This window comes from Streptococcus sp. HMSC10A01 (genome assembly GCF_001807785.1).
In the GTDB taxonomy this organism is placed as follows: domain Bacteria; phylum Bacillota; class Bacilli; order Lactobacillales; family Streptococcaceae; genus Streptococcus; species Streptococcus gordonii.
This window is the reverse complement of sequence record NZ_KV790967.1, coordinates 178,852-201,805: the sequence shown is the minus strand read 5'-3', so window position 1 is coordinate 201,805 and position 22,954 is coordinate 178,852. Positions and strand designations below refer to the sequence as shown.

The window sequence follows — 22,954 nt, the reverse complement described above, 5'->3', positions numbered from 1 at the left end:
CCTCCTTTCTAGAATAGCGCAGAATCTTTATCTATGCGACGAACAATCAAGTTAGATACTAAAACGAGTATTAAACCAACAACGGATTGGTACAATCCTGCGGCTGCGGCCATTGTGATGTCCCCAGTTCCTGAAAGTCCGTTGTAGACATATACGTCCAAAACGTTGGTAACGCTATAGAGAGATCCTCCTCCTCCGTTACGGGTCACTGTATAGAAGAGACCGAAATCCGCGCGGAAGATATTTCCGACTGCCAGAATGGTCAAGACCGTAATTAGAGGTGTTAGCTGAGGCAAGGTAATGTTGCGAATGCGTTGCCACTTAGTCGCACCATCCACTGTTGCTGCTTCATAGTAGGTCGGGTCAATCCCCATAATGGTTGCATAGTAGATAACACTACTATATCCAAGCCCCTTCCAAATACCCAAGAAGAGCAAAAGGGCCGGCCAAACTCCTAAAGTTGTATAGAAGTTAATCGCTTCCTTTCCAAAACCTTGAAGCAAGTGATTAATCAGCCCTTTATCAATGTTTAAGAAAGCATCTACAAAGTAACTGATAATAACCCAAGACAAGAAATAAGGAAAGAGCATCGAAGTTTGGTACACTTTCACTAACTTCTTAGATCGCATTTCACTAAAGATAATCGCAATCGCCACTGCAGCAATCAAACCTAAAATGATAAATCCAAAGTTGTAGAGCAGGGTATTACGTGTAATGATAAATGCGTCCCTCGAGCTAAATAAGAATTTGAAGTTATCCCATCCCACCCATTTACTATTTAAGATACTGGCAATGAAACCATCAGGGTGAATATGGAAATCCTGAAAGGCAACTACGTTTCCGAAAACCGGAATGTAGAAGAATAAAATCAACCAAATGACTCCTGGCAGAACCATGAGCAAGAAAACGAAATTTTCTTTTAATGTTTTTATCAACTTATTCATGCAAATCTCCCTTTCTATTTAGTTGATACCGTTTTCACATTTCTATTATATGCTTTTTTAAAAATAATTTTAAACTCCAAATTATAGAAAAAACTATACAAATTATTTATCCAATTTATAGATAAAAATGAGATGAAAAAGCCGACCCTCAAAAAGGTCGGCTTTTTGCTAAGTCGTATAAATCGTTGAGGCCGTTGCAATCAAGTGCCATTGGTTGGCCGTTGTCGCTGTCAAACCTTGGTCCTTATAGAAATCATTAAAAGGCAAGATTTCTTGTTCTAATTCTTCGACATGCTCGATTTGACCGCTAATGTATTGCTCTAGGCGTTCTTGTGCTCGCGTGATCCGCTTGAGTAAACCTCCAAAGCGAATGTCGATTGTGTCCAAACCAAAAATTTTGTTTTCTTGCTGCCATTGACGACTGAATTGCTCTGAAAAGTCTTCAACCATTTGGTAAAGCTGAGGCAAATCTTTTTCAGCCAAGCCTGCCAAACCTTCCTTATCCCCTTCACGGTAGGCTTTCTGAATGCCAGATGTTACGGAAATCTTCAAGGCTAAGAGTGCATTTAACTGGCTCTGGGTCTCAAAAAGATAGGCATAATCGCCCGCTCTTTGCCTGACTTCTTTTAACTGTTGAGCAGATGCTTCAAAATGCTGCTTGTCTTCTTCCGATCGGATATGGCGTTCCAGCAGGGGACAGAGGATGTCTTGGTAAAGGACATAGCGATTTGGATTAATACCACTGAGGTTTTCTGGTAAACCTGGTAAGAGATTGGCTAAATCCACTTTCATAAAGTCGTCAATATCAAGACCTGTGCTCACCCTAAAATGTGCTGCTAACTGATCTAAATCATTCCGATAGGCTAGCTCTGCCCAAATCTGCAGAGCAGGTAGAATAGAGAATTGAGAAGTTTCTCCACCATTATCTCCCCAGCCTGTCACAATCACTTCCTTGACTTGATTTTTCCGGCAAGCTTTATTGGCTTCGATGGCTACCAAGCGACTGAAATGGTTGTGTGGTGTAAAGCCGATCCACTTCCAAGCGCCACCAGCAAAGGCAATGTCTTGGCTGATCTTATGATGATTTTGGAAGTTACGATTGTATTTTTCCTCGCTATCCTGATAATAATCCCAATAAACCAAGGTCACTCTCTCTTTTAGACGATCCAGATAAACTCGGGTTTCTTCTGGAATTTCCACATCACGGTCGTACTGACCATCCGCTGACATAAGCTTGAAGAACATATCGCTCCACATCTGACAGTGGAAACCATACTTATCTGCAATATCTAAGACTCGCTCAAGGTGTTGGCACATAAGAAGACTGCGATTTTGGAAACCATGCTTGATCAAATAGCGTCCGAGACCGACCAAGTGGGCTTCGTCCATGCCGATATTAATCTTGCGTGTACGCAGATGGGCCATCGTCTGGAACATGCCCTCAATTAGATCATAAACTTTTTCTTCACCAATCAGCAGGATATCCTCAACATCTCGCAGTTCTTGCACTTCCTTGACACCCCATTTGACAAAAGCTGACAAGTGAGCCAAGGTCTGAATACAAGGAACAAAGCTCATATCAAAATCTGCTGCATAGTTTTCAATCTCTTGCAATTCTGCAACGGTGTAGCGTCCTCTGAAATAGCCAAAATAAGGCTGATTTTCTATCTCGTAGGTGTCTTCCATATAGAGTTCAAAGGTGGAATACCCCATCAAAGCCAAGACCTCAATCATCTGCTTAGCTGAGCTTAGGTTTAAGACGGCATTGCGGGAACAGTCAGCCATATAGGCCAAATCCTCATAGGCCGCTTCTTCCTCAATCTGCACTTCGTCTCGACCTGATCTAAGCGCAGCAGATAAAAGCGCCAAAGCTCGATAGAGCTGATGAGGTTGCTTAAAACTAACTTGATAACGCCCCTGACGTCCTTCAACCTTGATCGATCTAGCTGAATCAGTGACAAGACTGACTTCAATCTCCCCCAAGTTCAAATACTTTTCTAAACGGGAAAGAGCTTTCTCTTGTTTACTAGATAATCCTAAGAATGTGGCCATTGGCCTTCCTCCTGTAACCAGTTTACTAAAGCACCATACAAATTAGCCTCTCCTTGGTAGGTACAAGCCAGAATCTCTGGTACAACCGAATATTCTTCATAGCGATCAACATAATAAGCAATCGCTGAGCGGACACCTTGAATAAAGTCAGGATTTTGGCTGATAGAGCCACCCAAACTAATCACATCCGGATCAAATAAATATTGGATATTGAGCAGCCCCTTGGCAAGGTTTCGGTTCATCTGCTCAATTGCAGCTTGGCAAATTTTATCTCCTGCAGCCGCAGCTTCATAGATCTTCTTACCATTCCAGTCTTGCGAGCCGGTACTAGCTTGAACAGAGCGAACAAGACTACCTGTCGAAGCAAGAAGTGACCAATTCCCTAGCGTCTCAGCTGGTTCAGACAAGAGCATATAACCAAACTCTCCACCCAGATGGTGCTTGCCACGGTGCAATCTGCCATTGAGAATCATGGCGCCACCAATACCAGTGCCAACGACCACGCAGGCTGCATTTTCTAGCTCAGGGTGAGCCAAAAGCTCGCTTAAACCAACACAGTTGGCATCATTTTCTAAATGAATCGGTAAACCGTAAGAAGCCAGCTTATCATACCATGAGAAGCCATGAATATAAGGAACTGCACTAATACCACCAATGATGCCTGTTTCTCGATCAACTGCCCCAGGCACACTCATAGCAATGCCTTGGTAAGCTCGCTTAGAAAGACAAGAATCCAGCCAAGCCAGCAAGGCATCTAAATTGTCTGGCGTAGCAATGTCTTGCTTTTCCAGTATTTCTCCTTCTTTAGACATAGCCGCAAACTTGATACCTGTGCCGCCTATATCGACTGTTGCAATGACCATGTTTTTCTCCTTTACTTATTTTATTAATTCTAAGGCTGGGGCAAGACACCCCAGTCACAGTTTAATCTTATTTCAATAGTTCTGTACGAATTTCCTGAGGTCCTAAAACTCCTGACTTTTCAGGCACTACTTCTTCTAAAAGGTTAACTAGCGTTTGGGAATCAGTCGTCACTTCTTGCTCTTCTTGGGTCATATTGTAGTAACGAAGTACAATTCCTGACTCGTTTTCAGCCACTTTCAAGGCCGTTGGACAGATTTCAGGCATGTTGAGAGCTGGGTGCTCTAGGGCTTGTCCATTTGCCACAACACTTCCATCTTGTTTGGAAATTTGCAGAGCTGTAAACGGCGTTTGGAAGGCTTTAGCCCGACGATAAGCGCTAAAGCGCTCTTGCGGCTGGTGGCATTCCACAGTGTACTCGACTTGGAAGTCGCGTAGACATTGAGCTTCTGGTGTTGGGAAATAGCCCCAGTCGCCCAGTTCACCTGTTGCACGTAGAATAGTTACGGCAATCGTATCATCGCCTAAAATCTCATATTCATTTAGACCTTTATTAGCTACTGTTACTGCTTTTTGGCCATCATAAAGACTGACGAAAGCTTGCTGGTGCTGTGGATTTTCTGGATTTTCCCATGAAGCAGCTGGTTGGTTATTACGACGAACTACTTCATAAATGCTGTCTGAATCGTTGGTTTTACTGCTGTTGTGGGTTCTGAAAAGAACACGGATGCGGTGATCTTTAGCAGTATTAGTAAAGCGAGTCTTAAAGCGCAGTTGCGGACTGTCCACAAAGACTGTCAACTCAGTTGTTAAGATCATGGTTTTCAATTCTGACGAACGACCTGCTGAGCGAGTCATAAATTCTACGATACCTTTTTGCTCTTGCTCAAGCACATCATCAGCGCTTACTGGCAAGATCAATTCATGGCTCAATTCCACCTTAGCGTAGCGGGCATTGTTTTCCAGCACCTTGACATCAGCCAGTTTTGCATAGATTGGCTCTGTATTTTTTGGCTGGAAGTAGATATACTCATTTCCAATATCACCCCGATCTTCAAATCGGAGGAAGTCTTCATAGGCTTCATGGGTCGTCTTATCATAGACGGTTAAGTTTTCATCAAAACTAACAGTCACAAACGGAGTATCAATCACGCCATTGCGGTAGAGGCCTTCATGCTCTTCTTTTGCACCAGGAAGCAATTGGAAGGTTTTCCAAGACAAAGCAGCCAGGTGAACCGGTAAAGTTACGCGCAACTGACGAGCAATATAAGCCTGACGGAAACGATCTTTCGGAAGGTCATATTGGAAATTAGCTCCCAAATCTTCGATTTTTGCTTCGACAGGACGACCATCCAAATCTTTAACAATCAAGTCTGGAATTGTCAGCTCCGCCATCCTCCGGTAAGCTTCAGTCGGATGCGCTTCCTTGAAATCACAAGTCGCAAATGTCACGTCTACAGAAACAGTGTCGACCTTATCATGGAGTCCCGTATTGACAACAGTGAAGAGCAGGTCACTCTCTGCTTGACGGCTATCTAATTTTTGTTTCCATTCTTCCAGCAGGTTGCCTTTGACAAATTCTCCCACTTGATTAACTTTGGCAAAGCGGATCTCCATTTCACGGTGAACTTCGTCTACACTACAGCCACAGATGCTGTCGTGCGGAGCATTTTGCAAAAGGGTTTTCCAAGCATACGTCAGTTGGTCTTTGTGATTGTGACCACCTGTAATAACAGTTAGTGGCTCAACCACCTGCTCTAGCAAGTTGCTGTTTTCTTGGAAAGCTTGTTTTAGATAGATACGGGCTGAAGAAGTATTAGCCAGAGTGTACCAGCCGTCAGTTTCTTGACTGGTCAATTCGCCTTGAACTGTAGACAATTCTTCAGGAAGAGCTGCCTCCACAGCCTGCATATAGTCATCAAAAGAACTATGTACAAAGTTGATATCTGGATAAAGCTCATTGGCTACTCGGATAGCTTGACTGAGATTGCGCTGAACTGGCTGGTGATCACAGCCGTTCATCATCAGCCATTGGTTTGTAGAGGCGTAGCTCTTCACATCTGCTAATTTTTGCTCCCAAAAAATCTTCGCTTCCTCAGGGTCGACTGGAATTTCATTTCCATTGCTATACCAGTTGGCAAAAAGGATACCTAAAACCTTACTGCCATCGGCACCTTGCCAGTACATTTCAGAGTACTGAGAAGTGAATTGCTCATCCTCTAAGACTTGGTTGTCAAATCCGATTGGCTTCACTCCTCGACCGAAAGCAGCTACTTGAATACCAGATTGCTGCAAAAGCTGAGGCGCTTGCCCCATATTCCCAAAAGTATCTGGGAAATAACCAATCTGAGTAGACTTGCCCCACATCTTGCACTCCTGCTGACCAATCAAGGTATTGCGGACATTTGCTTCGCTGGAAATCAGATAGTCATCCTGCAAGATATAGAAAGGACCGATTTTCAGTTTGCCTTCGTCAATGTAGCGCTGCAGCTTGTCCCGGTTTTCAGGACGGATTTCTAGATAATCATCCAGGACAATGGTCTGTCCGTCTAGATGGAAACTTTTAAAGTCAGGATCGTTTTCAAAAAGATCAAAAAGGTTGTCAAATAACTCTACCAGCTGCATCCGGTGGGACTCAAAAGGGAGATACCATTCTCGATCCCAGTGGCTGTGAGAAATAATATGTACAGTAATATTTTCCATTTTATACCTCTATTTTTAAATCGTAATAGTCTAATACTAATTCGCAGAACATCATATTAGCCCAGCTGAACCATTCACGAGAATACTTAGTCGGATCATCTACATGGAAGCTTTCGTGCATGACACCTGTCCCTCCGTCACAATCTACCAAGAGGTCTAATATCCGGCGTTTTTCATCTTTATCATGCGTGGTCAAACCTTGAATTGCCAAGGCAATCGGCCAGATATAACGATAAAAGGTGTGTGAACTTCCGATTCCTGCAGCTCGCTCTCCTTCATAATAGTAAGGATTTTCAGGGCTAAGAATCGTGCGGCGTGTCGCTTGGTAGACTTCGTCATCTATCGAGCAAAAGCCCAGGTATGGCGCCGCCAATAGACTCGGTACATTGGGATCATCCATAATGCTGGCATTCCCCAAACCATCTACCTCAAAAGCGTAAATCTTTTCACCTTTGGCATTTTTGGTATAGGCGTAGTTTTCAATTCCGTCTTTGATTTCTCTTTGTAGACGCTGTGCATGCGGAATAATCACCTCAGCGCCATCCAGATTCAATTTTTCAAAGATTTCTGCCACATAGCCCAAGACGACCGTTGCAAACATATTCGAAGGTACTAAATAGCTGTAAATACAAGCGTCATCACTTGGACGAAAGGCTGACCAAGTCATACCTGTCACAGCAAATTCAGGTCCTTGCCCACTATTAACTAGTGTGTCTTCCTTGCGGTCCGTATCACGAACAAAACGATAGGAAGAGCGACTGTGATCTTGTTCTACCATCCAAACCCGAAGAATTTCTCTGACACCCGCCACAAAAGTAGCATCTAGATGACTCGTCTCACCAGTCTCTTTCCATAAGAGATAAGCCAGTTGCAGAGGATAGCAGAGTGAATCCACTTCATACTTGCGCTCCCAAATCCAACCAGACAAGTCTGTATGGTCTGTCTCATGATGCCCCTTCCAGTTATCCGCGATATTAAAAGCGTTGGCATAGGGATCTTTTAAAATCAGTGTCATCTGACGTTTGACCAGACCAGCAATTGTTTTGCGTGTTTTCGGATCTTCCTTAGCTACAAAGAGATAGGGTTTGAGCTGAGCTGTCGAATCTCGTAGCCACATAGCTGGAATATCTCCCGTCAAAACAAAGGTTGAACCATCTTCTAATATTTCTACTGTATTATCTAAAGTGTCTGTATAACAACGCTCAAAAACGGATACCCAAGCTGGATGTTCGTGGGCTAACTGGGCAACAGACTCCAGCCATTTCCCGACGATTTCTTTTGAATAAACCATTATTTTCTCCTTTTTCATAGTCCTTTACATCCTCTAGTATAGGCTAAACCGTTTTCAAAATATATACACAAACTAAAGGCCTTTCGATATTATATTTTTGCCTTATCCATTGGAATGTTTTTCATGTTATAATCTAGAAAAAACAGGCCTCATTGCAAGGAGATTTTATATGAAACCAATACTAGAAACAATTGACACCCGTTATGGAACGGACAATTCCCATAGCATTTCACATGGCAATACCCTACCCTATACAGGGGCACCATTTGGTATGAACTACTTTGTACCTCAAAGTAGCCATACAGACGGATCTTGGTTTTTTAATCCAGACTCACCTATTTTCCAAGGCATCCGTCTAACCCACCAACCCAGTCCTTGGATTGGTGACTACTCGTGGCTTCTCATAACTCCTGTCTCAGAAAAGATACAGTATTCAGATATTTACCACCGCCAGTCTTCTTATCGACCAGACGAGAGTATCTTCCAACCTTATTATTTAAAAATCAACTCCAACCGCTACCAGATCAGCACTGAGCTGACTCCTAGTCGCTACGGAGCTCGTTTCCGGCTGACCAACCAGAGAGAGCAGCCTATCAGTCTCATTCTCCATAGTGAAGCAAAGATGGTTTTCCAGCAAGTAGATGCCTACACTCTCTTAGGCAGTCTCAAGGAAGAAACCAAGCCAGCCAAGCAGCCCTTAGTCATGCATGTCTGCTTGCGCTTTGACCAGCCTATCAAAAAACAGAGTTTCTTAGACCAAGACCTTGTCCTAGACTTCGAGCAAGGCCAACTGCAATTTTCCTTAGCCACATCTTTTATATCAGAAGAACAAGCCCTGATCAATCTACCCCAGTCTTCCTTTGACAAAATCAAAGAAGAAACAAAGAAGGACTGGGAAGCCTTTCTCCATCGTTTTGATATTGTAGACCAAGGCAAAATAGACCGTCGGATGTTTGACCAAGCTCTCTACCGGCTCTTTCTCTTTCCTCAAACCTTTTATGAGCTTGATGCAGAAGGTCAAGAAATCCATTGGGATTTTACCCACCAGACTGTTCAGCCAGGGAAACTCTTTACCAATATCGGTTTTTGGGATGGATTTCGTACTAGCTTTCCTCTATTAGCCCTTATGGCTCCAGATACCTATCATGACTTTCTAGAAGGCTTTCTGAATTTCTACAAAGAAACAGGATTTTTACCAAAGTGGCTTGCTCCTGATGAACGGGGCATGATGCCAGGGACCTTGATAGATGGTGTCATTGCAGATGCTACTGCTAAAAATCTCATACCTGATTTAGAAAAAGACCTTTTCCAAGCCATGTTAGAGACGGCAGAGAAGGAAGACCCTTCTAAACGATACGGCAGGCAAGGGGCTTCGGACTATCAAACTCTAGGATACCTGCCATTTGACTACCATGAAAGCGTCAGCCATACCCTAGATTATAGCTATAGTGATTTTTGCATTGCTAGCCTTGCCAATAAACTCCAACAAGAACCAGTTGCTCAGCGATACTTACAGCAGTCTCTTAATTACCAGCATCTATTCGATCCAGAAACGGGTTGCATGAGAGCCAAAGATCGGAATGGCAAATTCAGGCCAGACTTTTCTCCATATACTTGGGGTAGAGATTATGCAGAATGCTCAGCTATTCAAAATACACTCAGCATCTTCCATGATATTGAAGGATTGAAAGATCTAATGGGAGGGCAAACAGCTTTCACTGATTATCTAACCAAGCTCTGTCAGGACCAGCCTTTCTTTGACGTAACAGGTTATGGCTATGAAATCCACGAAATGAGTGAAATGGCGACAGCGCACTTTGGTCAACTAGCCATTTCGAATCAGCCTAGCTTTCACATCCCCTATCTCTTCCGCTACAGCGACAAGCCGGAGTATACAAGTCTACTTATTAAAAGCCTGAGAGAGCAAGGTTTTCGACCTGGCTGGCAAGCTTTTCCTGGTGACGAAGACAATGGTAGCCTCTCTGCTTGGTACATCTGGAGCGCCATCGGGCTCTATCCAACCTGTCCTGGAAAACCATTTTACGACCTAGGTATTCCTCTCTTCAATCATCTACGTTTGTATCTACCACAAAGTCAAACATGGCTAGACATTTATGCTCATGACAACTATCCTCACTTCCAGTTTGTGACTAAAACCGAGTTAGATGGGCAGGCATTGCAACACATTTCCCATGAAGAACTGCTAGTTGCCAAGCGCCTAGACTTCCACTTGTCTTGGCTACCAAATTCTTCAAAAGAATAATAAACAAAAAAACGCAGAACAATAGTTCCGCGTTTTTATTCTGAACTTGGCTTGACCACGATTTTGACCCGATTTTGCCGACCGTCCTCTCGGTTAGCACAGAGATAAAAATCTAAGTCTTCTTGACCTGTAAAGGCTAAAGTCGATAGGGTGATTTCTTTCGTCTGCTCGCCAGAGTCAAATGTGATTTCCCAAACCTGATCTAGATAAGCCGTCCCATGCGTTCCAGTACCGGGCTCTGTGACTATCTGAATTTTCTCTCTATCCTCCACTTTGTCCAAACGTCTGAGACTGATTGAAGGATTTTGCCCTCCGACAAGAGGAGAGCTTATTTTTGAAAATTCTAAACCAGCAATTGTATTTTTCTTTTCCAGCACAGCCGGTGTCTTATAGACTGCAAACTTGTTCAAAAGAGGAAGAACTTGAAAATCTGTCAAGGTCAATCTTAAATAGCGAGCTTCAACCATTTGTCCTAAGAGTAGGCGCTTGTAACCAATGGTCTGACCACGAGCAAAGACAGTCCAGCCATTCTCTTGCTTCACTTCTAAGGTAAAGCCTGCGATTCGTTGACCTTTGGCAATGGGTTCTCGAATTTCAACGAGATTAAAGCTACGAGTCTGGCCCAAGTCAATTTCTAAGACATAGGCTGACTCGTCTGAAGCTGGCACCCAGAAAGTATCTTCCCGTCCATCCGTCAAATGACTAGATGGAAAGCCTTCTTTTTCATTACTACAGCTCACCTTGGCCTGGTAGGCTAGATTATCCGTATATAAATCTGAAATGACCCGGTGAAATTCCTGCAAGCGCTGGATATCTTCATCAGCCAATAGCCCTTCCTTAGTTGGCGGGACGTTGAGTAAGAGGGGTGTCCCACGCCCAACGGAATCCATATAGATATCCAGCAGATCAGCCAAAGATTTGGGTTGCTGACTAGCATGATAAAACCAGCCCGAGCGCAAGGATACATCAGCTTCTCCTAAGGAATACTGTGTCCCTTGCGGATCCCCATGGCAGAGATAGGCCGATGGAGTATTCTCACTTAGTTTTTCTGGTCGAATTTTCTGCCACAAGGGATCTCCGGCCCGACCTCTTTCATTTCCTATCCAACGCAATTCAGTCGCTTCTGTCGAAAAGATCAGAGCGTCTTTTTGGTAATGACGAATGGTCTCAAACCAAGATCCAAAATCATAGGTAAGCTTTTGTGCACCCTCACCACGCGCCCCATCCATCCAGATTTCTACAAATTTCCCTTTATTGCCATAAAGCGGATTACTCAGAATTTCTTCCAGTTGCTTCTGATAATATTCATTATAGGCTTCTTGAGTCTCGATATGATAGAGCGAACTGTGAGCATCCCAAGGAGACAAGTAAAGGCCCAGATCCATATCATACATACTAGCTGAGCGAGAAATTTCTGCTAATAGATCACCCTTGCCATCCCTCCAGGGACTAGCTGCCACCGTATAGTCTGTGTAGCGACTCGGATAAAGGACAAAACCGTCATGGTGCTTGACTACGACAACAACTCTTTTAAATCCAGACTCTTTCAAAATCCTAATCCACTGATCCGTATCTAGTTTAGACGGATTAAAAAGGCGAGGATCTTCCTGACCATTGCCCCATTCCTGCTCATAAAAAGTATTAATGCCAAAATGAATAAAAGCCGCCAACTCATCTCGATGATAAGCCAGCTGGGCTGCTGAAGGTAAGGGAGCAAAGTCCGCAATTTCGTCCATTTTTTTCATAAATATATCTATCCGCCTTATTCTTTTCTAGTAAATCTCTTTGCTAGCTCCACTATAACAAAAAAAGAAGGCGCTAACAACACCTTCCTTATAACTTCCTAAAAAGCCACTCTTTCTTCTATAATTTGTTGAAGAGGGGACCTCATTTTAATTTTTCTCTCAAATTAAATCGCAAAAATCTGTCCGACCAGATAAGTGACCGCCATGGTTAGAAGACCAATCACGAGGTTTCGAAGCATAGCATTTTTGATCGGTGCTTTGCCTAACCTAGCACTGGTATAGCCCGTTCCCAAAAGCGCCAAAGCCACAATCACAACCGTTGACCAGATACGGATATGGGCAGGGAGCAGGATAATGGTAATCATAGGAAAAAGCGCACCAACCGCAAAGGCTAAAAAGCTTGATACAGCCGCATGCCAAGGATTGGTGAACTCCTCAATCTCGATTCCATATTTTTCCTGAACCAAAGCCTCCAGCGGATCTTGGAGAAAGGCCCGGTTGGTCATAAGCTGAGCAGAAGTCTCACACTCACCATTTTGGACATAGGCAGCATAGAGAGACTGCCTTGCAATATCTGGATTCTTCTCTAAAAGCTCACGCTCTCTGGCAACAGCAGCCTCCTCTGTATCCTTTTGAGTAGAAACAGACACGTACTCCCCGCCTGCCATAGAAAAGGCACCTGCAAAGACAGCTGCCAAACCAGACAGAAAGATTATCCAGACATTGTCCGTCGCACTGGCCACCCCGATTACTACTCCTGCGATGGAAATAATACCATCATTTGCTCCTAAAACCCCAGCTCGCAAGATATTCAGCCGACCACTAAAGTTCTTATCAATTTTATGCTCTTCCATTTATATTATTCTCCCTTGCCTTTTATTTATAATCATTATAAATAAAGCTTCAAACTAATACAAGGAAAAATAGGAAAATGAGAAAAGTTCTACTATTTAATAGAAGAAAGAGATTATTAAAATATTTCTCAAAGCTAAATCTTGAACTTCATTAATACAATGCAAGCATTATCTCCACAAGCCACCTAAGATCTGTTTTTCTAATAAGTCTAAGTCTTCCTCTTTCATTTCTCCATTGTCGCTAACGATATAAAGCTGAGCGAAGTAAGCCAACAATGGACCAACACAAATACGAACCATTTGAGGAATCGTTAACTCTGGATTTACACGTGGATCTGCTAGCAATTCCTTATGAAGTACTCGAAGTTTATCTTGAATAGCATTCCAGATAAAAATCTGTTCATTTTTTAGTTTTTTATTTGAAAAACTCTCCTGCAGAATGATTTTCATCAAAGCACGATTTTTTTTGAGATAGCTCATACGATCGTGGACGAGATAACGAACCCTCTCTTCTGTCGTTTCAAAAGCTAAGAGTTCCTCAAAAAAACTACCGAAAATGCCTGGGACTACAGGATGTAAAATAGCCGTCAGTAAATCATCCTTCGTCTTAAAATACTTAAACAAAGTTGCCTGGCTTAGTCCAGCACGCTCAGCTATGTGAAGAGTTGATGTCCCATGGTAACTCCTGGTTGATATGAGATCCACTGCTGCCTGCATGATTTTTTTCTTTCCTTGAGGGTAATTCGCTTCTTCTAAGTAATCTTCAAACGATTCAAAAACAGTCTTATCCATCTAATCTTCACACCTTTTTAGCATTATTTATGTTGATTTCTAAACTTTACGATAACGACGCAATCCAACAATATTAAGAATTGTTAAAATGATCAAGAAAACCATTAAAACACTAAGATTTGACAAAATATCACCAAGATTGTGCCCGTAAAGAATAATCTGGCTTATTGCATCACCAGAATAGGTTAATGGCAAAAATTTCCCCACAGTTGGAGCCCATTCTCCCATGGATGACAATGGAATAATTCCTGAGAAAAAAAGTTGGGGCATAATCACGAGAGGAATAAATTGCATCATTTGGAATTCTGATTTTGCTAGAGTAGACAAGAGAATTCCAAATGCCAGTGCTACAAGAGCCAGTACCACATTAACTATTATAACATTTAAAATACTTCCTACAACTTCTACATCTAGTAGCCAAATTGCTGCTAAGACGACAACTGCCGTTTGAAAAATCGCAATAATACCGTAAGACAACATATAGCCATAGACGATTTCAGATCGTTTCACTGGTGTTGCTAACAAACGTTCTAGTGTTCCACTGGTGCGTTCTTTCAAAAGCGCCATACCAGAAATCAAAAAGACAAAGAAGAAGACCACAAAGCCAATTAAAATTGGAATCATACGTGCAAAGAATCCAGTATTTTTATCTCCATATTGGTAAGATTCTTTGATTTCAGGCGCCTTTGCATCTAATTTCAATTGTGGAAGAGCTTGTTTGACACGAGATAATAACTGATCGGTGCCTTCATTGACGATACTTGTTCGTAACACTTGTCGTATCATAGATGTCTTGGAGGCATCTGTGTTTGCGTAGTCGACCTGATACTCACCGTCTTTATAAGAAATCACAGCATCTACTTTTTCATTTACTAGCGCTTCTTTGGCTTGATCTAAGCCTTGATAAATCTCGACGTCCACATGATCGAGCTCATCCATTTTCGTTACCAAACCAGTTGGTAGATCTTGTGTTGCCAACTTGACATTCACGGTTGTACTAGCTGAAAACATGAGGTTCATCAACCACATGATAAAAACAGGTGCTATAAACATCAGGGCTAGAGTTCGTTTGTCACGAAGTAATTCTTTGATGACTTTTTTTGCAATCGCTATTGTTCTCATTTTACTCACCTTCTGCTTTTAAAAATACTTCTTCAATACTTGAAACTTGATAACTTTCTTTTAAGTGTTGCGGTGTATCAAAAGCAATGATTTTTCCGCCTAATAATAAACCGACCTTATCCGTCAACTCTGCTTCATCCATAACATGGGTAGTAACTAATATCCCAACCCCATTATCTCTAAGCGCGAATAATTCTTTCCAGATTTTCTTTCGAAGAGAAGGGTCGATTCCAACTGTCGGTTCGTCCAAAATCAAGAGCTGAGGATTCCCCAGAAGTGCGATGGCCAGAGATAAACGCCGTTTCATTCCTCCAGAATAACCGGATACCGTTTTATTCAAATGCTCTGTCAAATCCACAACTTGAGCCACGTGGGCAATTTCAACTGTCAAATCTCTTTTGGATAGCCCTTTTAGCTGACCGAAAAATTCCAAATTTTCTTGGCCTGACAAAGCCTCATATAAGGCATCTGACTGGGCCATATAACCAATATCTCCTAAAATATGACGATTGGGCATAGTATGATCCAGAACTAAAGCTTCGCCTCCATCAGCTTTTTCCATTCCCAACATGGTCTTAATCATGGTTGATTTACCAGCACCAGACGGACCAATTAAGCCTATAATTTCTCCCGGCTGCAATTCAAAGCTGGCATGATTCAAAACCATTTGACGACCAAAAGACTTATCCAAATCTTGTAAATGTAGCAATTTTTTCATATGCCTCCTCCTAGGTGAGTACGTACTCACTTTTTAAATCACAAGAGCTATTATAGTGAGTGTTTACTCACTTGTCAAGAAAAAAGTTGAAATTCTTTAAAAAAATAAAAGCACCAGATGATATTATCTGATGCTTATAAAAAATATCTCTGATTTTAGGAGTGTTTCTGAATCTCTTCTCGATACTCCGAAATGGTCTTTCCTGTCCACTTTTTAAATTATTGTGAAAAAACTAAAAATCCCATCTAGTTCCAGATGGGATTTTCTAGATTGATTAATTTCCAAATACCTTGAAGCGGTTTTCTGTTTGGATTTCTTTGTCAGTAGCTGATGCCTTGATTTCTCCAAATGGTGCTTGAGCACGGAGTTTCCAGTTAGCTGGGATATCATATTTTTCAGCCAATTGTGCATCTACTAAGGGGTTATAGTGTTGCACGTTGAGACCAATATTTTGCTCAGCTAGAGCCAACCATGTCGCATAAAGGGCAATTCCGTGGCCTTGCTCTGACCAAATTGGGAAATTTTCAGCGTAAAGCGGGAATTGCTCTTGAAGACCTTTGACAACATCTTGATCTTCATAGAAAAGAATGGTTCCTTTTGCTTGAGCAAAACCTGCCAAGCGTTCCTTTGTTCCTTCAAAAGCTTCAGCTGGAGTCACTTTTTCAAGTTCTGAGTAGGCGATCTCATTCCAGAAAGCATCTGACTCTTCATCCAACAGAATCACAACCCGTGATGTTTGTGAGTTGAAAGCTGTTGGTGTTTGGAGAATTGCTCCTTGGATGGTATCAATCAATTCTTGGTTTGTAAGTTCTACATCTTTGCCCAAAGCATAGATGGAGCGGCGTTTTGCTTGTAAATCTGAAAAGTTTGTCATTATTTTTTCCTCTTTCTGTTTAAAAACTTGTTTGAATCCGTTAAAGATATTCATAGAAGCCTTTCTTTGTTGTAATAATATTTGTTACAATATCTATTATACAGTTTTTTAAAACATTGTCAATAATTAGTGATAATTTTTTTGATATTTTTTATTTTTCTAAATCTATCTATGCCACAAGACCTTCTTTATCTACAAATCTTACTCAGTAAAGGCCAACAAGCTGATAAACTTATTCTATCGTTTGCACGCAGATAATAATAGACTTCATAGAACTTCTTTTCGCATACAAACTCAACTCTTATTGGTCCGTAAATTCATTTTCATGGGGAACAGACAGAAAGGTTCAACAGCTATTTAAGAATGACTCTAACAAAAAGCCTAGTAGACAACAATTCTACTAGACTCTTTTCTAATCGATTACAATCATTGCTTTAATGGTCTTACGTTCATCCATGTCTTTATAGGCTTGATCAATATCTTCAAGTTTATAACTTGAAGTGAAGACACGTCCCGGATTAATGTCCCCATCCAGGACAGCTTTCAGCAAGAACTGTTTATCATAGGTGGTAACAGAGGCTGCTCCCCCAGCCACTGTAATATTTTGTGCGAAGGTCGATCCAAGAGCACGGTTGTTATAGTGAGGAACCCCAACAAAGCCCATCCGACCACCATTGTGAAGGACTCCCAGTGCCTGGTCAACAGCTGCTTCTGTCCCGACACATTCCAGAGCTGCATCCGCTCCTCTTCCAAGGATTTCACGGACTTTAGCAATTCCTTCTTGACCACGTTCAGCAACCACTGCAGTCGCTCCTGACTCTAGCGCCATCTTTTGTCGGTCTTCGTGACGGCTCATGAGAACTATTTGAGAAGCCCCACGCATTTTAGCAGCAATCACTGCACATTGTCCAACCGCTCCATCACCGATGACAACTACCTTATCACCAGGCTTGACGTCAGCAACACGCGCTGCATGGTAACCTGTCGGCATAACATCCGCCAATGTCAAGAGAGACTTGAGCATGCCTTCTGTGTAATCAGAAGGTTGACCTGGAACTTTGATAAGGGCCCAATTGGCAAAGTGGAAACGGATGTACTCCGCTTGCACCCCGTCTGACCAGTTATTACCAACATGACGATCACAGGTACCGTCATATCCTGCTCGACAAGCATCACATTCCCCGCACCCATGAGTAAAGGGAGCAATAACAAAGTCACCTGGCTTAACCGTTGTAATGGCCTCACCGATTTCTTCGACAATCCCGATAGCTTCATGCCCACTATTTTGATGGCCCTTTTCGATGTCTGGATTGCGGTAGCTCCATAAGTCAGAGCCACAGACACAGGTCCGAACGATACGAATGATAGCATCATCCGGTGCCTCTATTTGCGGACGCTCCACTTCTACTAGACCCACTTCCCCAGCTTTTGTATAGACTGTTTTCTTCATAGAACATACCTGCTTTCTATTCTTACTTGCTTTTAGTATACACCTTTGTTATCTATTTTGTAAGTAGAATATGGGCTTGAAGCTTCTAATGAAAATTTCCTCTTTTGCGCCATTTGCTTGCTCTTAATTAAGTAATCAATTTGATTGGCTTAATAAATGTTTTAAAAATCATCTTCATCATCGTCATAAACACGTTCACCGTGGATAGCGATGTATTCTTCATGAAGGCGTTCTTCCTCTTCCCATAGAGGATCTCTTACCGGTATCATTGTCTTTAATTCTTCCAAACTAATTTCAACCGCTTCATCATAAGTCAGTGAAAGAACATCCTTGTGCAACTTCTTAAAAGTCTCTACATCCAACCATGTCTCTTTGTCATCCTCGCTGATATACCCATCAATTGCACCCGCAACCTCAACTGCCATAATGTATAAGGCACGTTTGTCCACTGTTAAAACATCTATATGGGATGTTGCGATACGTAGATAATCTCCACGTTCTCTCCACTCTGTAATGAAAGTTTTTTCAAATTCCAACTGAATATTTTCATCAGAAAACGAATTCCAAGGATCGCTCTTGTCGTATGGTATATGATTCCATCGCTTATCATTAAATCGCCACTTATCAAATTGTACACCAAAAAAGAAATCATCTTGTAGCATCTCATCATCACCGACGTTTGAGTATGTAATAGGATGACCATGCCACTCCTTAAACCACATTTTCCAGAGCAGCTCTCTTGTTGTAAAGGTTATTTTTTGCTTAAAATCACTTTTGATATAAATTCTCACTCGTCTTCCTCATCGTCATCCAACTCCACTTCTCCATGGATTCGGATATACTCTTCGCGCTTCCTATCCAATTCTTCCCAGAGAGGCTCGTCGCTGGCTTTCAAAACCTTTATCTCTTCTAAACTAATATCGACTGCTTCGTCGTAGGTCAAATTCAGTAGGTCTATATGTTTCGTTTTGAATTCTTCAATACTCAGCCATGTTTCTTTGTCGTCTTCGCTGATTTGACCGTCAATGACAGATGCTACCTCAATCGCCATGATATAGAGCGCTCGCTTGTCAACCGTTAGAATATCCTTATGAGTCGTGATTATTCGAAGACAGTCTCCTTTTTCTCGCCCATCACTTTCATAAGAATTTTCAAAATTTAAATTTAAATTTTCACGCTTAAAAGTCGCCCAAGAGTCTTTTCCTATTCTAAAATCAGCCATTCCCCAACGCTCATCATTTGAAGAAAATTTATCTAGAGTTAAACTCAAATAAAAATTATCATCAAGTGCATAAGAAAAACCAACATTCACTCCCTTACGTTCCTTGAACCACATTTTCCAAGGAAATTCCATACAGGTTTGGTATATACTAGTTTCGTAGTTACCTTTAAGATATAGTCTCACTCGTCTTCCTCTTCGTCATAAATTCGTTCACCATGGATTTGGATGTATTCTTCACGAAGGCGCTCTTCTTCTTCCCATAAAGGATCTCTTACTGGCACCATTGTCTTTAATTCTTCCAAACTAATTTCAACCGCTTCATCATAAGTCAGTGAAAGAACATCCTTATGTAGCTCCTTAAAAGTCTCTACATCTAACCATGTCTCTTTGTCATCCTCGCTGATATTCCCACCTATTGCACTCGCAACCTCGACCGCCATAATGTATAAAGCACGTTTATCTACTGTTAAAACATCTATATGAGATGTTGCGATACGTAGATAATCTCCACGTTCTCTCCACTCTGTAATGAAAGTTTTTTCAAATTCAAGTGTTATACTCTCATATTCCAAAGACAACCAAGGATTACTAGGAATTATAAAAGGAGCCTTATCCCATCTTTCGTCAACTGAAGACCACTTGTGTAACCGAACACCAAAGTAAAAATCATCCTGTAACATAGCATCATCACCAACATTGGAGAAACTTATTTTCTTGCCATTCCGTTCCTTAAACCACATCTTCCAAACAAGCTCTCTAGTTGTGAAGTCTATTTTTTTCGTAAAATCACTTTTTATATATAGTTTCATATTCCCTCCTAATTTCAGTAATTATTTTGATAAGTTTTCCAAATTCTATTGAAGATTTCTTCTTTAACAGTTTTATTAAGGTTTTTTAAGTTATCATTAGTGTTAATCCAATCCCATATTGAGTTTTTATTGTAAATATTCTTAATGTCAATATGCTCATTCACTCTATACCCCGACTTCCCACTTCCAGATTGAACCTGGAAAACTCCATCACCATTCGAACCACTCGTTGACTCCCAATCTACACGAAGCTTCACTTTCCGATTTCCCACTCTGCCTTCAATTAGTTTACCACCTCTGCCGGAAATGGTCTTACTCGTCGGTTTATTGGCCTGCCAGCTGTCGTAGTTACTAGCTGTATTTAGGCTGATTTTGCCATTGGCTATATTCGTTTTAACAATAGCTGTACCTATATTTCTGGCACCATCTATTACTAAACTTCCGCCAAAAGCATAGCTCAAATCAGCCACTGCTATACCAGCAATTGCAGAAGTTCCAGCAGATTCTAGTCCAAAGAATAAACCTACAGCCTCAGCAACTGTTCCTCCAAAGTAAACACCAATACCAGCTAAAATTTCTACAAGCCCCTGAGCCACTGCTCCTAAATTAGCTTCAGCATTTTCCGCTTCTAGTTTATGTAATTCCTCATTGATCTGGTTAGTATACTGTTCATCGTAACGACCATTCTTATTTACAACGTAGAAAGAACTATCATAATCACTAAAATCAATTACATCAATTATATTGCCTTCATTGTCAATTTTTAGAGTATGGTTATAATCATCAACAATCTTATCCCATTCTGAACGAGGTTTACCCTTTAATTTTTCCTTGAGTTGGCTACGATAATAAGCATCACCTTCATCCGATAGCATCATATTGCGAGAAGCTTCTTGAATCAGTCGTTCTTTAGGTTCCAGATATTTCTCTTTGAAATAGTCTGAATCTTTGCCTTTTTGATTTCTTCTACCCAACTCATATTCATGCCTTCAGTTGAATAATTACCATCGCTATCCAGCAATACCTGACTAAGCTGCGTCGCTCCTTGGATAGCTAAGCCCAAAACCCTGCAGACTATCTGTGAAATAGCGGCTAATCAGCTCTAAACTTAGAGGAAAAGGGCAAAAGATTTATCTCTCCCTTTCACTTTTTACGATAATAAACACATATATATCTGTTTATCGGGATTTTTTTATCTTTACAGACTGAACTAGGGGAATTTAAAACCTAACTGAATAGATTGTCTTTGTTAGTAGTTTGTATTTAGCGAAGCTCTGTCCGTACTTCCATCAGAATTTGCCCCAGCATATTTTTTCCTGTACCATCGCCACCATCAGCCCAGTAGCTATCATTTTTCGTATGTTCAATGATGATACTATCTCCAGTCTCTAATAAATCTTCCATAATTACTGTGTTTTGACGGAATTTCTCACGAACAGCATAACGCATAATATCATCCTTTACATCTTCCCAGTCCTTTCGTAACGGATTCTGGCGATTGCGTCCCTCCAAAGCAGCATCCATAGGTGACTCCAGCAGGCGAATTTTTTCCTGAATTTCTGGAACCAAGAATTTCTGAGCCTGGAAATAATGTTCCGATGTAGGCCAGATTTTATTTCCATCCGAAAAAGGATAAGGAGCAAAATTGGACATATAACCGTAAGCATCGTTTACCTTATAGAATTTAATTGCCTTCATTCTCTTCCTCCAATCCGAAATCAGCTAGTGATTTACTTTTCTCCTCCAGAAGTTTTTCCACATAATCAGGTTCTATCTCTAAAAACAGTTTCAAAGTATCATGAATTCGCCAATAATTATCTTCTGGCTTATCCATAATAACAGATAGAAAGTGCTTTAGGTAAGGGATATATTCAGAAAAGCCATTATCTTCAACTAGATAGTAAAAATATGAAAGATCATAATAACCTTTTTCCGCCTGCTCTATAATTTTGCAGACATAAGGGAATATGTCTTGCCTTGCTTTATCACCATTGCCAATATCTGATTGATTAGCCCAATAGCTAGTAAGAGCATCTAATATAATTCGATTTGTATCATCATAACTATATAGCCGATGAGGAATGTAGCCTTCCAATTTCCCTTCAACAAACATCTGAGTCAACACATCAAAACCTTCTTTCAGCCCCCAAATAGTTAAAAGCCTAGAAGCTTTATAGCGCAAAAAATCATCATCGCTAGATAATAAAGAGATAAGTTTGTTAATCGTTTCTTCTGGCACATCTTCTAAGTCAACTTCTTCAAGCAGGTCTGCGTAGTCTACACCATTAGGGACTTTGTAAAATAGATTATCAAGTTCTTCTCTAGTCATTTTTTCTCCTTATTCAAAAGTAAAATATTCGGGTGGAATATTTCCTTTTATCAATACTTCCCCATCACGTTTAGTATTGAATAAATCTTTTTTAGCATCATTTAGCCTTCTCGTATTTATATCATTTGGATTTTTATTATATCTCACTTGTGCTTGGTCAACTCGTTTTTGCAAATGGTCAACTATTTCTTGGTGTGTTATAACTTCTACGTTTTTAAGTTTTCCTGTCTCAATATCATGCTGAATTTGCTTGGAATCAATCCTTATCCTATATGATCCATAATTTTTGGGAGTTGTACTGAATTCTGGATCTGTTGTTGAAATATAAGGTGTACGATCAGAATTACCGCCTCGTATTTGAGAATGGATAGGAAGATCTCCATCAGGATTTACTGACACTAGATAACCATCCTTATTGATATAAGCTTTAGGGTTTCCTTTATAATTTCGAGTATCAGAGAAATTGTTATCGTTTCGAGTTACAAAATCCGGAACGGTTTTTTCAGTAAAAGCTCTAGTATTCACTTCAGCATCCGGTACCACCGGCTGACTCCCCACACTCGAATTTCTCACCGCATCCTTAATCTGATAATACTCATTAATCTGGGCATCGGCCCTTTGTGTTTGTATATCCTTATTATAAGCCCGAGTACTCCAAGCTGCTACCCCTACCATTAGGAAGTCATAACCCGCTTTTATACTCGGTGCGTACTTGGTATAGTTTGTGGCATAATTCAGGAGTTCCTCATCAGCCTCTTTGCCTGTGACTGAATCAAGGCCCATTTCAGCGATATACTCAAACCGTTTTTGTTCAAAGTTAGGGCCGTGTTTCTCAACAAATCTACGAGACGAAAAGGGCAAGGAAAGCATCCTACCCTAAATTCTTTATACTATATCAATCTTCTAAAATCACAGGAAAAATATC

Annotated in this window: 20 protein-coding genes; 1 reads left to right on the top strand and 19 read right to left on the bottom strand. The window is 41.2% G+C overall.

Translation table 11 applies throughout. The features are described 5' to 3' along the window. Nucleotides 1–8: 8 nt before the first annotated feature. From HMPREF3108_RS04340 to HMPREF3108_RS04320, 5 genes are all read right to left on the bottom strand, one after another. The gene (locus HMPREF3108_RS04340) at nucleotides 9–944 is read right to left on the bottom strand and encodes an ABC transporter permease (protein WP_045634073.1); all 936 of its coding nucleotides are present in this window, start codon (nucleotides 942–944) and stop codon (nucleotides 9–11) included. Nucleotides 945–1,112: 168 nt separating this feature from the next. Next, nucleotides 1,113–2,996 carry a beta-N-acetylhexosaminidase gene (locus tag HMPREF3108_RS04335; RefSeq protein WP_070493427.1) on the bottom strand — a complete coding sequence of 628 codons (1,884 nt, stop codon included), beginning with the start codon at nucleotides 2,994–2,996 and terminating at the stop codon, nucleotides 1,113–1,115. Continuing rightward, nucleotides 2,981–3,859 carry an ROK family protein gene (locus tag HMPREF3108_RS04330; RefSeq protein ID WP_070493424.1) on the bottom strand — a complete coding sequence of 293 codons (879 nt, stop codon included), beginning with the start codon at nucleotides 3,857–3,859 and terminating at the stop codon, nucleotides 2,981–2,983. Before HMPREF3108_RS04330 ends, HMPREF3108_RS04335 begins: the two co-directional genes overlap by 16 nt. A gap of 67 nt (nucleotides 3,860–3,926) precedes the next feature. After that, nucleotides 3,927–6,560: an alpha-mannosidase gene (locus HMPREF3108_RS04325; protein ID WP_070493421.1), complete on the bottom strand. Its 2,634-nt coding sequence runs from the start codon at nucleotides 6,558–6,560 to the stop codon at nucleotides 3,927–3,929. Nucleotide 6,561: 1 nt separating this feature from the next. Continuing rightward, on the bottom strand, nucleotides 6,562–7,851 hold the full coding sequence (locus HMPREF3108_RS04320; RefSeq protein WP_070493418.1) for a glycoside hydrolase family 125 protein: 1,290 nt from the start codon (nucleotides 7,849–7,851) through the stop codon (nucleotides 6,562–6,564). A 169-nt stretch (nucleotides 7,852–8,020) separates the two neighbouring features. Between HMPREF3108_RS04320 and HMPREF3108_RS04315 the strand changes: the two genes are divergently transcribed. Then, entirely contained in the window at nucleotides 8,021–10,114 is a 2,094-nt protein-coding gene (locus HMPREF3108_RS04315) for a GH92 family glycosyl hydrolase (RefSeq protein WP_070493415.1), read from the top strand. Nucleotides 10,115–10,149: 35 nt separating this feature from the next. Here the strand turns inward: HMPREF3108_RS04315 and HMPREF3108_RS04310 are convergent, their stop codons facing one another. The 14 genes from HMPREF3108_RS04310 to HMPREF3108_RS10905 form a co-directional block, all read right to left on the bottom strand. Continuing rightward, nucleotides 10,150–11,850, bottom strand: coding sequence for an alpha-L-fucosidase (locus HMPREF3108_RS04310; RefSeq protein WP_176744515.1), 1,701 nt, complete (start codon nucleotides 11,848–11,850; stop codon nucleotides 10,150–10,152). A gap of 173 nt (nucleotides 11,851–12,023) precedes the next feature. Next, entirely contained in the window at nucleotides 12,024–12,713 is a 690-nt protein-coding gene (locus HMPREF3108_RS04305) for a VIT1/CCC1 transporter family protein (RefSeq protein ID WP_045634080.1), read from the bottom strand. Between the two features lie 168 nt (nucleotides 12,714–12,881). After that, on the bottom strand, nucleotides 12,882–13,505 hold the full coding sequence (locus HMPREF3108_RS04300) for a TetR/AcrR family transcriptional regulator (RefSeq protein ID WP_045634081.1): 624 nt from the start codon (nucleotides 13,503–13,505) through the stop codon (nucleotides 12,882–12,884). A 39-nt stretch (nucleotides 13,506–13,544) separates the two neighbouring features. Then, nucleotides 13,545–14,627, bottom strand: coding sequence for an ABC transporter permease (locus HMPREF3108_RS04295; RefSeq protein WP_045504263.1), 1,083 nt, complete (start codon nucleotides 14,625–14,627; stop codon nucleotides 13,545–13,547). A 1-nt stretch (nucleotide 14,628) separates the two neighbouring features. Beyond that, entirely contained in the window at nucleotides 14,629–15,345 is a 717-nt protein-coding gene (locus tag HMPREF3108_RS04290) for an ABC transporter ATP-binding protein (protein ID WP_045504265.1), read from the bottom strand. Nucleotides 15,346–15,619: 274 nt separating this feature from the next. Further along, nucleotides 15,620–16,219 (bottom strand): nitroreductase family protein, encoded by a 600-nt coding sequence (locus HMPREF3108_RS04285; RefSeq protein ID WP_045634178.1) that lies wholly within the window; start codon nucleotides 16,217–16,219, stop codon nucleotides 15,620–15,622. A 412-nt stretch (nucleotides 16,220–16,631) separates the two neighbouring features. Further along, the gene (locus tag HMPREF3108_RS04280; RefSeq protein WP_045634082.1) at nucleotides 16,632–17,669 is read right to left on the bottom strand and encodes a zinc-binding dehydrogenase; all 1,038 of its coding nucleotides are present in this window, start codon (nucleotides 17,667–17,669) and stop codon (nucleotides 16,632–16,634) included. Nucleotides 17,670–17,830: 161 nt separating this feature from the next. Next, complete coding sequence (locus HMPREF3108_RS04275) at nucleotides 17,831–18,460, bottom strand: hypothetical protein (RefSeq protein WP_045504269.1); 630 nt, start codon at nucleotides 18,458–18,460, stop codon at nucleotides 17,831–17,833. Beyond that, complete coding sequence (locus HMPREF3108_RS04270; RefSeq protein WP_045504271.1) at nucleotides 18,457–19,074, bottom strand: hypothetical protein; 618 nt, start codon at nucleotides 19,072–19,074, stop codon at nucleotides 18,457–18,459. The genes HMPREF3108_RS04275 and HMPREF3108_RS04270 overlap by 4 nt, the downstream gene beginning before the upstream one ends. After that, nucleotides 19,071–19,700, bottom strand: a complete 630-nt coding sequence (locus tag HMPREF3108_RS04265) for a hypothetical protein (RefSeq protein WP_045504273.1) — start codon at nucleotides 19,698–19,700, stop codon at nucleotides 19,071–19,073. Before HMPREF3108_RS04265 ends, HMPREF3108_RS04270 begins: the two co-directional genes overlap by 4 nt. Before the next feature lie 14 nt (nucleotides 19,701–19,714). Continuing rightward, nucleotides 19,715–20,674: a hypothetical protein gene (locus HMPREF3108_RS04260; protein WP_048809674.1), complete on the bottom strand. Its 960-nt coding sequence runs from the start codon at nucleotides 20,672–20,674 to the stop codon at nucleotides 19,715–19,717. Nucleotides 20,675–20,963: 289 nt separating this feature from the next. Next, on the bottom strand, nucleotides 20,964–21,398 hold the full coding sequence (locus HMPREF3108_RS04255; RefSeq protein WP_045504275.1) for an NADAR family protein: 435 nt from the start codon (nucleotides 21,396–21,398) through the stop codon (nucleotides 20,964–20,966). Next, nucleotides 21,385–22,029 (bottom strand): hypothetical protein, encoded by a 645-nt coding sequence (locus tag HMPREF3108_RS04250; RefSeq protein ID WP_045504277.1) that lies wholly within the window; start codon nucleotides 22,027–22,029, stop codon nucleotides 21,385–21,387. The genes HMPREF3108_RS04255 and HMPREF3108_RS04250 overlap by 14 nt, the downstream gene beginning before the upstream one ends. A 9-nt stretch (nucleotides 22,030–22,038) precedes the next feature. Then, nucleotides 22,039–22,899, bottom strand: coding sequence for a hypothetical protein (locus HMPREF3108_RS10905; RefSeq protein ID WP_256262217.1), 861 nt, complete (start codon nucleotides 22,897–22,899; stop codon nucleotides 22,039–22,041). Nucleotides 22,900–22,954 lie beyond the last annotated feature (55 nt).

Coding starts and splice junctions, on each gene's coding strand:
- HMPREF3108_RS04340 (WP_045634073.1), bottom strand. CDS start 944: ATGAATAAGTTGATAAAAACATTAAAAGAAAATTTCGTTTTCTTGCTC.
- HMPREF3108_RS04335 (WP_070493427.1), bottom strand. CDS start 2,996: ATGGCCACATTCTTAGGATTATCTAGTAAACAAGAGAAAGCTCTTTCC.
- HMPREF3108_RS04330 (WP_070493424.1), bottom strand. CDS start 3,859: ATGGTCATTGCAACAGTCGATATAGGCGGCACAGGTATCAAGTTTGCG.
- HMPREF3108_RS04325 (WP_070493421.1), bottom strand. CDS start 6,560: ATGGAAAATATTACTGTACATATTATTTCTCACAGCCACTGGGATCGA.
- HMPREF3108_RS04320 (WP_070493418.1), bottom strand. CDS start 7,851: ATGGTTTATTCAAAAGAAATCGTCGGGAAATGGCTGGAGTCTGTTGCC.
- HMPREF3108_RS04315 (WP_070493415.1), top strand. CDS start 8,021: ATGAAACCAATACTAGAAACAATTGACACCCGTTATGGAACGGACAAT.
- HMPREF3108_RS04310 (WP_176744515.1), bottom strand. CDS start 11,850: ATGGACGAAATTGCGGACTTTGCTCCCTTACCTTCAGCAGCCCAGCTG.
- HMPREF3108_RS04305 (WP_045634080.1), bottom strand. CDS start 12,713: ATGGAAGAGCATAAAATTGATAAGAACTTTAGTGGTCGGCTGAATATC.
- HMPREF3108_RS04300 (WP_045634081.1), bottom strand. CDS start 13,505: ATGGATAAGACTGTTTTTGAATCGTTTGAAGATTACTTAGAAGAAGCG.
- HMPREF3108_RS04295 (WP_045504263.1), bottom strand. CDS start 14,627: ATGAGAACAATAGCGATTGCAAAAAAAGTCATCAAAGAATTACTTCGT.
- HMPREF3108_RS04290 (WP_045504265.1), bottom strand. CDS start 15,345: ATGAAAAAATTGCTACATTTACAAGATTTGGATAAGTCTTTTGGTCGT.
- HMPREF3108_RS04285 (WP_045634178.1), bottom strand. CDS start 16,219: ATGACAAACTTTTCAGATTTACAAGCAAAACGCCGCTCCATCTATGCT.
- HMPREF3108_RS04280 (WP_045634082.1), bottom strand. CDS start 17,669: ATGAAGAAAACAGTCTATACAAAAGCTGGGGAAGTGGGTCTAGTAGAA.
- HMPREF3108_RS04265 (WP_045504273.1), bottom strand. CDS start 19,700: ATGAAACTATATATAAAAAGTGATTTTACGAAAAAAATAGACTTCACA.
- HMPREF3108_RS04255 (WP_045504275.1), bottom strand. CDS start 21,398: ATGAAGGCAATTAAATTCTATAAGGTAAACGATGCTTACGGTTATATG.
- HMPREF3108_RS04250 (WP_045504277.1), bottom strand. CDS start 22,029: ATGACTAGAGAAGAACTTGATAATCTATTTTACAAAGTCCCTAATGGT.
- HMPREF3108_RS10905 (WP_256262217.1), bottom strand. CDS start 22,899: ATGCTTTCCTTGCCCTTTTCGTCTCGTAGATTTGTTGAGAAACACGGC.